Source organism: Streptomyces pseudoechinosporeus (assembly GCF_054783935.1).
Genome location: NZ_BAAGPS010000035.1, coordinates 18,067 through 30,561, shown reverse-complemented (window position 1 = coordinate 30,561; position 12,495 = coordinate 18,067). Strand labels below are relative to the sequence as shown.

At 72.3% G+C, this 12,495-nt stretch carries 13 protein-coding genes; 6 read left to right on the top strand and 7 right to left on the bottom strand.

All coding sequences use genetic code 11. From position 1 onward, the window contains the following. The 6 genes from ACYVO6_RS31165 to ACYVO6_RS31140 form a co-directional block, all read right to left on the bottom strand. A partial coding sequence (locus ACYVO6_RS31165) for an AfsR/SARP family transcriptional regulator (RefSeq protein ID WP_461067022.1) occupies positions 1–1,013 on the bottom strand: 1,013 nt, incomplete at its 3' end. A 50-nt stretch (positions 1,014–1,063) separates the two neighbouring features. Then, positions 1,064–1,354, bottom strand: coding sequence for a hypothetical protein (locus ACYVO6_RS31160; protein ID WP_461067020.1), 291 nt, complete (start codon positions 1,352–1,354; stop codon positions 1,064–1,066). Positions 1,355–1,361: 7 nt separating this feature from the next. Further along, on the bottom strand, positions 1,362–3,977 hold the full coding sequence (locus tag ACYVO6_RS31155) for an Hsp70 family protein (protein WP_461067018.1): 2,616 nt from the start codon (positions 3,975–3,977) through the stop codon (positions 1,362–1,364). Then, positions 3,974–4,714, bottom strand: a complete 741-nt coding sequence (locus ACYVO6_RS31150) for a hypothetical protein (protein ID WP_461067016.1) — start codon at positions 4,712–4,714, stop codon at positions 3,974–3,976. Before ACYVO6_RS31150 ends, ACYVO6_RS31155 begins: the two co-directional genes overlap by 4 nt. A 68-nt stretch (positions 4,715–4,782) precedes the next feature. Further along, positions 4,783–5,214, bottom strand: a complete 432-nt coding sequence (locus ACYVO6_RS31145) for a hypothetical protein (protein ID WP_461067014.1) — start codon at positions 5,212–5,214, stop codon at positions 4,783–4,785. 81 nt (positions 5,215–5,295) lie between these two features. Then, positions 5,296–7,578, bottom strand: a complete 2,283-nt coding sequence (locus tag ACYVO6_RS31140) for a hypothetical protein (protein ID WP_461067012.1) — start codon at positions 7,576–7,578, stop codon at positions 5,296–5,298. A 150-nt stretch (positions 7,579–7,728) separates the two neighbouring features. Between ACYVO6_RS31140 and ACYVO6_RS31135 the strand changes: the two genes are divergently transcribed. The 5 genes from ACYVO6_RS31135 (at position 7,729) to ACYVO6_RS31115 (ending at position 10,375) form a co-directional block, all read left to right on the top strand. After that, on the top strand, positions 7,729–8,121 hold the full coding sequence (locus tag ACYVO6_RS31135) for a hypothetical protein (protein ID WP_461067010.1): 393 nt from the start codon (positions 7,729–7,731) through the stop codon (positions 8,119–8,121). A gap of 124 nt (positions 8,122–8,245) precedes the next feature. Then, a complete protein-coding gene (locus ACYVO6_RS31130) occupies positions 8,246–8,647 on the top strand; it encodes a sortase-dependent protein (protein WP_461067008.1) in 402 nt (133 codons plus the stop codon). Continuing rightward, entirely contained in the window at positions 8,644–9,264 is a 621-nt protein-coding gene (locus ACYVO6_RS31125; RefSeq protein WP_461067006.1) for a class F sortase, read from the top strand. The genes ACYVO6_RS31130 and ACYVO6_RS31125 overlap by 4 nt, the downstream gene beginning before the upstream one ends. A gap of 102 nt (positions 9,265–9,366) precedes the next feature. After that, on the top strand, positions 9,367–9,858 hold the full coding sequence (locus ACYVO6_RS31120) for an RNA polymerase sigma factor (protein WP_461067004.1): 492 nt from the start codon (positions 9,367–9,369) through the stop codon (positions 9,856–9,858). Continuing rightward, on the top strand, positions 9,842–10,375 hold the full coding sequence (locus ACYVO6_RS31115; protein WP_461067002.1) for a hypothetical protein: 534 nt from the start codon (positions 9,842–9,844) through the stop codon (positions 10,373–10,375). The genes ACYVO6_RS31120 and ACYVO6_RS31115 overlap by 17 nt, the downstream gene beginning before the upstream one ends. A 2-nt stretch (positions 10,376–10,377) precedes the next feature. Here the strand turns inward: ACYVO6_RS31115 and ACYVO6_RS31110 are convergent, their stop codons facing one another. Continuing rightward, positions 10,378–11,199: an SAM-dependent methyltransferase gene (locus ACYVO6_RS31110; RefSeq protein ID WP_461067000.1), complete on the bottom strand. Its 822-nt coding sequence runs from the start codon at positions 11,197–11,199 to the stop codon at positions 10,378–10,380. A gap of 558 nt (positions 11,200–11,757) precedes the next feature. Here ACYVO6_RS31110 and ACYVO6_RS31105 point away from each other — a divergent pair. Continuing rightward, a complete protein-coding gene (locus tag ACYVO6_RS31105) occupies positions 11,758–12,330 on the top strand; it encodes a hypothetical protein (protein WP_461066998.1) in 573 nt (190 codons plus the stop codon). Positions 12,331–12,495 lie beyond the last annotated feature (165 nt).

Sequence of the window (12,495 nt, the reverse complement as noted above, 5' to 3'; positions counted from 1 at the left end):
GGTCGTGGTGGGGCTGGGCCCGGCTCAAGGTGCGCGGGCGGAGGCTCGGCGGGGGAGGGCTGGGCGGTGTCGGGGTCGTCGGCACGGTCGCGGCCCGGGGGCAGTTGGGCTGGTGTCAGTGGGGCGGGGAGTAGAGGGGCGGAGACCTGGGAGGTCGGCCGGGGTGGCGTCGGGACCAGGTGGAGGGGCGCGCGCTCAGGGCCGGGGGCAGAGGGTTGTGCGGCCCTGGGCTCGGGTGTCCGTACGCGTGTGTTGGTGCAGGTGCAGGCCGGGGGTGGGTGCAGTAGGGACGGGTCCGCTGTGAGGATGCGTTGTTCCAGGGAGCGGAGTTCTGGGCCGGGGCCCAGGCCGATTTCGGTGATCAGGGTGTGGCGGGCCTGGTGGTATCTGGCCAGGGCGTCGGCTCGGCGGCCGGAACGGTAGAGGGCGAGCATGAGACGGGCGTGGAAGCGTTCGCGCAGGGGGTGTTCGGTGGTCAGGGCCGAGAGTTCGGCTATCAGGTCGGTGTGGCGGCCTGTCGTCAGGTCGGCGTCTATGCGGCGTTCGAGCAGGGCCATGCGTAACTCCGTCAGGCGCTCGGCCTCGGGGCGGACCGGTGCCAGGTCCTCGTAACCCACGTAGGGGTCGCCCCGCCACAGCGCGAGCGCCTCGCGCAGCAGCCGGCCGGCCTCCTCGCCGGAGTGGGCGAGTTCGGCTCGGCGGGCGAGTGACTGGGCGTGCCAGGCGTCGAGTTGGTCGTCCGCGAGGACGAGTTGGTAGCCGCCGTCGGCGAAGCGAATGCGGTCGCCGCCGCCGAGGGCGCGCCTCAGCCGGTGCACGTTGACCTGGATGTTCTTCGGCCCGTTCTTGGGGATCCGCCCGCTCCACACCGCGTCGGCCAGCGCGGCGGCGGACATCGGCCGCTGCCGGCGGGCCAGCAGCACCGCGAGGACGGCACGGTTCTTCGGAGTGCCGAGTGCTACGAGCCCGTCGGGGCCCCGCACCCCGAGCGGACCCAGGATCTCGAACCACATCACACACATCGCCCCCCTCGATATGCGCCGCCCTGGCCGTCCTTGAGCATTCAACGTCGGAATGCCCCGTTCCGTGCCCCCTTCCGCACCCGTTTCTGGTGGAGGCGTACCTTCCGCAGCAGCCCGCGCGCCTCCTCGTCGGCGGGGTTCAACACCAGGGCGACGGCGAGGAGTTCGGCTGCCAGGTCCCACCGCTGCGTACGGGCGGCACGCACCGCGTCGTTGAAGTGCTGGTCGGCCAGATCGCGGAGGTGGCGGAGGGCGCTCAGGTCGCCCCGGCAGGCGTAACAGCGGGTCGGCGTACCCGGCAGCGCCTTGCGGCACATGGGGCAGCTCAGCATCTCGGCATCACTCCCCCTGCCCGGCCGTACGGCTGCGCGGCAGCACCACCTGGATGCCCTCGCTGCTGCGCAGCCCGCGCAGCCAGCTCTCGATCTGGACCCGCAGCGGCTTGATCCGGCTGGTGAAGATCCCGATGAGCCGGCGCTTGAGTTCGTCATCGTCCGCGAACTGCGCCGCTGTCGCGCCCACTTCACGCTCGGTCGTGTCGATCCGGTTCAGGAAGCCCTCGGCCTCGGCCCGGTGACGTTGGTCCGAGTCCCGGTCGGCGGCAAGGACCGTACGCCTGAGGTCCTCCAGTTCCTCGCGGAAGGCGGCCGCCAGCTCGCGGACCGTCCAGTCGTCGAGGCTCTGGCCCGGGAGAGGCCCGTACAGGTCCCGTTGGATGCCGTGCAGCAGGTCGTCCAGGCGGGTGCATGCCTGGTGCCAGTCGTAGCGGTTCAGGTCGGCGTACGCGGCGCGGCCCGCGGCCTCCAGTTCGGTCAGCTCGGTCCCGTAGCGCGCGCTCCTGGCGGGATCGACGCGGGCCAGTTCCTCGGCAAGCGAGCGGCTGTCGGCGAGCTGGGCCTCGAACTCGTGCAGCGGTGGATGCAGCGTCTGCGCCCACTGTCGCTGCTCCGCCATACCCTGGAGCAGGGTCTCGGTCTCCATCAGCTTGTAGTGGGCCTTCGCCCGGTCCTGGCCCTCGGCGAACAGGCCGTCGGTCTCGGCGAGCAGCCGGTTCACGGCGGTCGCCGCCTCGTCGGCCTCGGCGGGCGGCAGCTCGCCGTACAACTCCGCCCACGCCCCCTTGGCGTCCCGGTGGGCCTGGCGCAGCTCGTCCCAGGCCGGGATCGTACGCAGCGGAATGTCGATGGACGCGGTCGCCCGGGCGCCGATCTCGGGGATCGCGACCTCGGCGGCGATGGTCCAGCCTGCCTCGAAGGTGACGCCCACCTCCACATCGGTGCCGACGGGCAGCCCGGCCGGTACGTCGTCGATCTCCACCGCGCCGATCGGCATCAGCCCCTCGTAGAGCTGGATGGACAGCCGCCTGCCCTGGCTGGCGGTCTGCAGGCGGAAGCCCGTGCGGTGCGGAAGCCGTACTCCCGAGGCCACGATGCGATGCAGTCCGGTGGCCAGTTGTACGGAGAAGTCGTGGGCCAGCACATCGCCCGAGACCGGCGCGGCGGCGGGCGCCCCGGCCGCGACGGTGACGTGCCGCGCCTCGGCCTCCCGGCCGTCGCGCATGACCCGCACGGTGAAGCCGTTCTCGCGGCCCTCCTGAAGCGGTACGTCCGGGAAGACGAAGGAACCGTCCGCGCCCGCCAGCTCCTCGGCGCGGTGCACTCCGTCGTCCGAGACCAGCAGGACGGGTGTGCCGAGCGGTTCGGGGATCGCGCCGCCCGCGAGGACCCGCCCCGCGATGTCGGCGAAGCCGCCGATCGCCTCGGGCCGGTCGAGTTCCAGATGCACCCCGCGCTGCGCCGCGGCAGCCGCCTTCAGCGCGGCACCGGCGGCGATGGCGAGGTCCGGGTGGAGCAGCACGGGCGTGCGGCCGAAGCGCTCCTCCAACAGCCGGGCCACCAGCGGAATACGGGAGGAGCCGCCGACCATGACGATCTCGTCGATGTCGGCCGTGTTGTTCGTGCCATCGGCGTCGGCATCGGCGGTGATGCCCGCCTGCCGCAGAGTGCGCTCGCAGTGGCCGACGGTGGCCTCCAGCGACGGGCGGATCAGTTCCTCGAACTCGGTGCGCAGCATGGGCAGATGGAGGTTCATCGGGGTGCCAGTACGGTCCTCGCCGTGCTGGCTGACGATCTCGGTCACGGGCATCCGGGACAGTTCCTGCTTGCACTCCTCAGCGAGGAAGAGCAGAGCGGCGTACGAGCGGGCGTCGGCGGGCCGGTCGGGGTCGAACTTCAGGTCGTACGCCGGAAGCCTGCCGTCCATCCAGTGGACGATCGCCCGGTCGAAGTCGTAGCCGCCCAGATAGCGGTCGCCGCCGAAGGCGCGGTGCTCGAACCCCTCCTCGGGGTCCCAGGTCACGACGGAGGTGTCGAAGGTGCCGCCGCCGAGGTCGTACACGAGGAAGGTGCGGGGGTCGTCTCCCAGGTGCTCCCCGGCGTGCGCGAGGGCCGCCGCGACCGGCTCGATGAGGGTTTCCACGACCTCCAGGCCCGCCGCGGCACCGGCCTTGGTCGTGTCGTTCTTCGAACGGGTTTCGAAGAAGGCGGGCACCGTGACCACCGCCCGCTCCACCGGCACGCCCAGCACGTCCTCGGCGGTCCTCTTGAGGTGCCGCAGCACTTCGGTGGAGGCCTCGAGCGGGGTCAGCTCGGCGTGCCCTGCCGTGAACCGCTGGTCCGTGCCCATGCTCCGCTTGAAGAACATGGCGGGCGGCGCCCCCTGCATCCGCGCCCGGTGCTTGGCCAGCAGCCCGACCTGTACAGCACCGTCCGGGCCGACCCACACCGCGGACGGCACGGTCGGCGATCCGTCCGGCGGGACGACCAGCAGGGCGTCACCCACCGGACGCAGCCGTCCGTCCGCGATGAGCTGCTCCTTGCGGGGGACCGGCGCGTCGGCGGGCAGCGCCAGACAGCTGTTGGTGGTCCCCAGGTCGATGCCCACGATGAGGCTCATGTGCGTTCCCCCTTGTCCCGCTTTTCCCGAGGCTGTTCCCCGGGCTCCAGCAGCACCTGTGCCCGGCGTATCCATGTGCCGTCGTGCAGGCGCACCCCCGGCCGCACCGTCCTGCCGATCACCAGCTCGGACGCCTCCTGGGCCGCCGGGGCGTGCCCCACGTCGACGTACGGGGCGACCTCCGCGTACGGGCGGCCGAGAGGGTCGTCCAGGTGTACGCCCGCCTGTGCGAGCGCGGACGCGAAACGCCGGGCGACGGCGGCGAGGACCTCGTCACGGCCATCGGGGTCGCGGCCATCGGGGTCGCGGTCGGAGACGTGGGCGGATGGCGCCGCGGCGAGGAAGCCGCGCAGTTCGTGCAGGGCGCTCGCGACGTCCGCGGCGAGGCGGGCGTACCGCTCACGGTCCTCGGCCGCTCTCGCGCGGGCCTGCTCACGCAGTACGCCGCGGTCGCGCTCCGCGTCGGCCAGCAGCTGATGAACGAGACGTTGCGGCAGCGGCGGCGACCCGTCCGGCACGGGGCGTGGCCGCTCGGTGATCCGCGTCCTGACGGAGGCGGCCATGGGGCGGGTACGCAGCCGCAGGGGCCGCCTCCATCGATGGGCCGGTGCGGTGCGGGGCACGTCCGGCGCGTCCACGGAGTCCGTACGGTCCGTCGAGTCCGTACGCCTCCGGGGCTCCGTACGAGAGAGCCGCGGCCCGCGTGGTCCGGCCGAGGCGCTGCGCGATGCGGCCACGGGCCTGGTCCGCGGACTCGGCCACGGCCTTCGTCGGCGGTCCGACGGCTCCGGCGGCTCCGACGGATTCACCGGGACTCACCGGGCCTGCGGGGCAGCCACCCCAGCAGCGCCTCCGGCCGGGCGACCACACGCGGCTCGGGGAGCTCCGGCTCGGGAAGCCGGGCGAACTCGGCCGCCAGCTCGTCGAGTTGAGCCCGCAGGTCGGCCTCCTGGTGGCGTACGGGCCGGTGCGTGCGCAGCTCGGCGAGCAGGCGGCCGGTGGCGGTGAGCAGCTCCTCCTCGGCCGCGTTGACCTCCGCGATCTCCAGCGGGCGGCCGAACACCGGGAAGCGGTCCGCGCCGCGCTCGACGCGCAGGCGCCTGCGCCGGGCCGCGGCCCGTACGGCCGCCCGCCCGGTCCGGTCGGGGTCGAGGCCGAGTATCTGCAGCGGCGTGCGGTAGTACGGGTTGTGCCCGTCCCGCCACTGCCAGGGATTGTCGTGATCGCCGTACGACACGTGGGTCCTCCGCTCTGCTTCGACGGGCTCCGACGGGCTGCAACGGGTCTGCTTGAACGGGCTGCTCCAAACCGGCCTGCTTCAAAGTCTCCGCAGGGCGAGCCACTCGAGCGGGGGCTCTCCCGGCAGCCGCTGGCCCACGGCCAGGATCCGGGACACCAGAATGCGGCCGAATCTCGCGACCTCGTCGCGGCACTGCCGGGCCTCGTCCGAGGGGTCCTCGCGCACTTCCATGAGGAGCCTCCATGCCCGCGTCCGGTCCTCGCGTTCAGGCAGGTCCAGATCGAGCAGCGCTGCCACCAGATGGCATTTCGTCACGGGTCCCAAGTGGTCCCTCGCGGCGGCAAGTTCGATATAGCGGCGTACGGCACTGTCGCCGCCCCACATCGCGGCCGTGAGGCGGGCGGCGAGCGCGTGCATGGGCGGCGCCAAGCTTTCCAGCTCCCGGTACACCCCCGCGAGCGGAACATTGGGATCGAGCTCGACCACCTTCTCGGCGAGAGCGCTGATCTGCCTCACCAGGACCAGGAGTTCCGAGCCGGAGGCGCCAGCGAGGCGCTGATGCGTTTCCACGGCGCGCCAGAACGCCAACCGCGCGAGTTCCCCGGCCAGTTCACGATCCTCCCGTGCGGCCTGTGAGCCGAGACTTTCCGCGAACCCCTCCACCTTGGTGAGCAGCGCGACCATCTCGTGTCGGCGCCCGGCGTCGAACCATCCGGTCTCCACCTGGTGGCGCGCCACGATGAGCGCGGTGCGGAGCAGATCCGGGTTGTCGGGGTCGAGCTGCAGCCAGGGCTGAAGTCCGGCCGAGGCGGCCTCGTACTCCTGCTGCTGTACGGCGGCCAGTGCGGCGTCGACGGCCTCGCGGACGAGCGCCCGGCGGGCGGCGGCGATGTCCTGTTCGGGGAAGCCGGAGGAGGTGACGAGGGCGAGGTGGTCCCGGGCGCGCAGCGGATCGGTGGCGTGCATCCGCGCCGCGAGGGCGATGTGCGGTTCGAGCAGGCCCCGGGGCAGCCGCTCGCGCACCGCGTCGACGACGGCGACCGGCACACTGCTGCCGGTCGCCGCCTCCAGGCGGCGGTGCAGGTCGCGCCAGTACGCGTCGTCGCCGTGCACGACGGCCCAGTGGCGTAAGGCCTCCGTCCACTCGTTACGTGTCTCGGTGGCAGCCTGCATTCCGGCCTGTGCGGTCCCCTGCAACTCGTACGCCCGCGCGTGGTGGGCGATCGCGAGATGGTGGCTGTGAGTCGGCGAGGCGATGCGCTCCCAGAGCCGTACGGACTCGGCCGACCAGGGGTGGATCTCGCCGTCCCTTTCGAGCCGGGCGTACGCCTCTGCCGCCAGCCGCTCGGTCAGATGGGACCGGAGCCGGTCGGCGAACTCCTCCAGCGCGGCGGTCGGTTCGTCCTGGGGCGCGGGCCAGCCGTCCCGCAGCCGGTGCAGCGCGTCGAGGGCGTCCAGGGCCCCGGCCGTATCGCCTTCGGACGCGCGGCGCAGCGCCTCCTCCAGGCGTGCGCGGAGGGGCCGGGCCCACAGGCGGCGGAGGGTTGCCCGATCGGGCCAGGTCGGGAGGCTGGACCTCCGTTCGCCCGCGGCCACCAGCTCCTCGAACAGCTTGAGATCGGTCCGGGCCGCGGCGGCGAGCACCAGCTCCGCACCCACCGGCGAGTACTCCGTCCAACGGTGCCGGTGCCGGTTCAGCAGCTCCCGTGCCGCCCGTACGACCGCCGCGTCGTCCGGCTCCACCGCGGCGGCCACCAGCCGTACGGCGTTGCCGATGCCGTCGCCCGCCAGGTCCGGGTCGTCCAGCAGGGGGCGCAGGATGCCGGCGGCGGCTGTCCGGTCGCCGTGGGCCAGGCTCAGCACGGCCCTGCGTACGAGCGCCAGCGACGGGTGTGCCGCACCTGTGGGGCGAAACACTCGGACGGAGCGCGCCGTGGGCGGCGCCGGGCGGAGCGAGGCGGAGGAGGGCCCCGGCGGGCTCTGCCGTGAGGGCACGGTCAGCCTGTGGGCCCTCAGCGCGGGTTCCAGCGTGGTGATCAGCCGTCGGTACCCGTCCCGGTCCTCGGCGGACGGTCCCGGTTCGTGCGCGAGGATGCGGCGGCAGAACTCGATGCTGATCTGGCTGGAGGTCATGTTGCCGAGTACGTACGCCAGTTGTCCGTACAGCGCGGCCCTCGCCACCCCGTACAACCGCCCCCAGCACACATCGAACGTCTCGAGGTCGGGATCCGCCGCCCAGCGGCGCAGGGCCTTGCGCAGCAGCTCGAAGTTGAGCGCGCTGAGGCCGCGTTCCCATCCCGGAGTCTGGGCGTCGAGCAGCCGTGCCGCGTCCTGCGCCGGGTTTTCCGCAATGCCGTCCATAGCAGTACACATGGTGATGCGGGCCGGTTGCAGTTCGCTTGCAGCCGCCGGGTGCTCAACCTCCCAGATGGTGCTTTTCTGGGGAGTGTGGCGTGGTTTCGCCGGGCTGCCCCGAGGTACCGCAGCGCGGTGACGAGAGGAGCGATCACGATGGACAAGGAACGACCGCACCCGGAAACCGTCTCCGTGGAACTCAGCGGATGCAGCAAGGAAGACGCCCGCGTCGTGTTCGACACCCTGTGCGCCTGCTTCAGCTCCGACCGGTGCGCCGAGGACGTACCCCAGGAGCTCTCGACGACGCGCCCGACGGTGTGGCTCGGCACGTTCGACGTCGCCGACATGCACGAGGGCGCCCGCTCCGCTCACCCGGCCCACCTCACGGCGTCCGTGACGGCCGACGTCCAGGGCGGCTACTGGGCGATCGACCGCTTCCGGTCCACCCTGGATTCGCTGTTCTCCGTGCATGAGGTCAGTACGGCGTCCGGGGACCAGGAGGAGGAGCTGCACATGCGGCTGGAGAGCCGACGCCCTCAGGTTGCCTGAGTAGCTCTCCGAACGTCTTTGCCTGTTCTTTGCAACCCGCTTCCTCGCTGTCTCGTCTCTCCGCTCGATCCGCGACACGCCCGCTGAATCCGTGGGTGGGCGGAGCTACGAAAGAGAGCGATTCATGCGCCGAACCGTCCTCAGCGCCATGGCACTTGCGTGCACGGCCGTGCTGGCGAGTGCCGTGCCCGCGTTCGCCGACGGGGCGACCCCGAGCCCGGTTCCCTCCGCCCCGGCCTCCGCTGTCCCGAGCCCGGTTCCCGCCGAACCGGAGACCACGGCCCTGAGTCCGGTGCCCTCGAGCCCGGCCAACGCGGAGACCCCCGTTCCGGTCACCGAACCGCCCTCGGTGCCGGAATCGGGTCAGGTCTCCGTCGTACCGGAAGGGGCTCCCGACACCGGGGCGGCCGAGTCCGGGCAGTCCGGGGCCGAGGGCGGGCTGATCGGCGGGGGCGCCGCGGCGGCCTTCGCCGTGGGCGGCGCGGTGTTCTTCGTCGTACGGCGTCGGCGGGCGACCGGGGCATGACCCTGCCGTCCAGGCGTGCGGTCGTCACGGCGGGGCTGGGCTCGTTGCTCGTGGGCTGCAGCGGCAACGGAGCCGACGGCCAGGCCACGACCGAGCGCCCCAGGAGCACGCCTTCACCTTCGCCCTCCTCCGCGAAGGCGAAGGCGGCCCGCCCCCTTGGCCGTTCGGTGCCGGTCCGGTTGCAGATCCCGGCCATCGAGGTCGACACCCCGGTCATGCGGCTGGGGCTGGCCTCGGACGGCAGCATGCAGGTGCCGCCGATCACGGCAGACGACCGGGCGGGCTGGTACCGGCACTCGCCGACGCCGGGCCAGGTCGGCCCGTCGGTGATCGTCGGCCATGTCACGGTCGGCGAGTACGGGGACGGGGTCTTCCGTCACCTTGCACGGTTGCGGCGGGGCGAGCAGATCGTGGCGCGCCTGGAGAACGGCACGGCAGCGGGCTTCGCCGTCACCACCGTACGGACCATCGCCAAGGCCGACTTCCCCGCGGACGACGTCTACGGGGACGTGGACCGGCCGGAGCTGCGGCTCATCACCTGCGGTGGCCCCCGTAGCGGCGACTGGTACCGCGACAACGTGATCGTCTTCGCCACGCTGAGCTCCGCGAGCCCCTGACCCCACCACTCCGGCCCGCTCATGGCGGATCCCGGGCCGATGGAACGTACGCCGTCGGCCCGGGCTCTTTCCGTACGAGTGCCCTCACGACGATGGAGAGCGTTGAAACGGTCCCGCGACAAGGCAGCGTCCGAACTGTTCGCCGCCCTCTACCCACGTCTCGCCGGCTGGTGCCGCCGGCTCGTCGACGACGACGAGACGGCCCACGAGATCGCCTCCGAGGCGTTCACCCGGCTCTGGGCCCGCTGGACGTCCGTGGAGGAGCCCCGCGGCTTCCTCTACGTCACCGCGGCCAACCTCGTCCGGGACCACTGGCGCAAACTGGAGCGCGAGCGAAGAGCCGTGCGCCGGGCCACCGTCGAAGCCGCCGTCCGCCCGCAGACCGAGCAGGCCGATCCCACGGTCCGGCTGCTCGTGCAGTCGCTGCCGGAACGATTACGCGTACCGATCCTGCTGCACTACTACGCCGACATGCCGATCCGGGAGGTGTCCGCGCTGACCGGGCGCAAGGAAGGAACCGTCAAGGCCGACCTCCACGCGGCCCGAGAACTGCTCCGCGCCCACCTGAGGAGAAGCCTTGACCACACGCTTTGACGACGGCGGCCCGGAGTCCGGCCCCGACGACCCCCTCGCGGTGATCCTCCGGCCTCCCTCCGACCACCTCGCCCCGCCCCCCGGCCGCTACGAGGCGATCCGCCGCGGCGCGGCCCGCCGCCGACTGCTCCGCGCCGCGGCCGGGGCCGGCCTGTCGTGCGCGGTCGCCGCCCTCGTCGCCCTGCCGCTGCTGAGGACCTCCGACGCTCCCGCGTCCCCGACGCCCCCGCTCGCCCCGCCTCCCGCGACCAGCCCTTCGACCCCGCCCGCTCCGTCCACTCCGCCCGACTCGGCGAACCCGTCGGCGCCGACACCAGAGCCCACCAGCCCCGAGCCCATCGGCGAAGCCCCGCCGGGCGCCTCCGACATCCCGTCGCCCCCGCCCACCTCCACCTTCTCTACTCCCATCCCCAACTCCACCCGCGCCCCATCGCCGACACCGACCTCGTCCTCGGCCCCGACTCCGCCCTCCGTAGAGCCGGCGACAGTGCCGAGTGGGACAACTGGAAAACCCTGATCTCAGGCCTTCTCCGCCACGGCTCCCAATTGGGGAACGGCCCCGGTTTCCGTTCCGGCCTCCGGCCGCCACCGTGAGCAGGAGACGAGGCCCGGCTCCAGGAGTGTGAGGCCGTCGAAGTATGTGGCGATCTCCTCCCTTCTGCGTGCGGTGACCGGCGGCTTGGCGTTGGCGTTCCAGAAGGCCATCGCCTCCAGCTGGAGATCGCCGCCGAGTTCGGGCTCCGTGGTGGGGTGGGTCAGGACGAGGAAGCTGCCGGGGGCGAGCGCCGCCACGAGCCCGCGCGCGATGGACCGGGCCTCGGCATCGTCGAGTACGAAGTTGAGGATGCCGAGCAGCATCAGCGCGACGGGCTTGGTGAAGTCGAGGGTGCCGCCGGCGATCCGCAGGATGGCGTCCGGGTCGTGCACATCGGCGTCGATGTAGTCGGTGGCGCCTTCCGGGGTGCTGGTCAGCAGAGCGCGGGCGTGCGTGAGGACGATGGGGTCGTTGTCGACGTACACGATCCGCGAATCGGGTGCGATCCGCTGGGCGATCTCATGGGTGTTCTCCAGGGACGGCAACCCCGTGCCGATGTCGAGGAACTGGCGTACGCCGCGCTCCTCGGCCAGGAAACGCACCGCACGGCTCAGGAACGCCCGGTCGGCGCGGGCGATGTCGCGGATGACGGGGATCATCCCGGCGACATGATCACCCACCTGCCGGTCGACGGGGTAGTTGTCCTTGCCGCCCTGCCAGTAGTTCCATACGCGGGCGTTGTGCGCCGTCGCCGTATCGATGCGCGGCTCTATGCCGTCGGCCTGGTTCTCGCTCACGTCGTCCATGTCGTCCTCTCCTCGTACGCCCAAGGAACCGATGGCGCCGGGCACTTGGGTCACGGCCCTGGTACGGCCTGTCGGTCGGCGCCATTCTGCCGCCGCGGCCGTCGTAGGTTGAGGGACGATGCGGACTGACTGGAACTCGCCCGGGAGGTGGCCGTGTTCAGGGGTCCTGGTTGGCGGATCGACGGGCTGACGGGTCTCGCCGTGAGCCCCCGCTCGCTGCGGCGACGGCGTCCCGCCGCACGTCCGAGGCTCGAACTGCTCGAGCCGTGGGAGCAGGAGGTCGACGAACAGACCGCGCGCGCTCATACCCGCACCGGCATCCGGGGGTTCCCGTACCGTCCGCGCCGTGCCGAGGACGTGCCGGCGGCGCGCTCGAGGCGCTGCGCCAGGCTGTCGGAGTCGGGGATTTCCAGGACGTGTTCGTCGTTCCCGCCCAGACCCGGCCCGGCCGCCTCGTGGGCAGCCGCCTGCAGCTTCTGACACCGGTCGGCGTGGCTCGGCTTCGGGTCCGGCGGAGTGGCCCTGTGGGTCGGTGCTCCCGCCGAGCCCGGAGTGCGGGTGGCCCTCCGTCCGGAGGAAGTGGCCGCGATCGAGACCGCCCACGTCCTGCTGTACGCCCGCCTGACGATCCTCGCCACCGATGCCCGCCTGAACATCCACTACAACGCCGTCGCCGAGCACGAACTGCACCCCTTGGTGCTGTCCCTGCGCCGCCGCGTCGCCCCCACGGAGCTGGACCTGCCCGACGCTCCCGTGCCGAACGCCGGGCTCCCGTACAAATGGCGACGCCTGCTCACCTCGCACACGGCACGTCTGAACGGCGGCGACCCGGTCGCCGCCGTCGCCGGCCCGCTGCCGGTACCCCTGCGCTCGGACCCCGCGTACGCCGCCGTCGTACTCACGCTCCGCGAACTCGTCGTCCTCGCCGACCCGGTCCACGCCGAGCGAACCGGCGGCCGTCACGGCCTGGACACCCACTGCATCCCGCGGACGAGAATCGAGCAGGTACGCGCGGACGGCCCGCTCCTCCGAGTCCGCGTCTCGGGAGCGGACCTCCAACTGCCGCTGGGCGAACGGCTTTCGGCCCGGACCGTGCACGCCTTCGCGCGGCATTTGCCGGTCGGGCCATAGTGCCCCGTCAGCTCGTCGAGGCAGGTGGAGCTGAGGCAGCGGTTGGTCCAGCGCATCCTCGAGAGCGGCGAACCGCGCCCCATGATCACCGGCGAGGAGCCCGACGCGTTACGCGCGTGAGGTCCTCCAGCGTGAACGCGGCATGGCCGCTGTAGCGGATGAGGT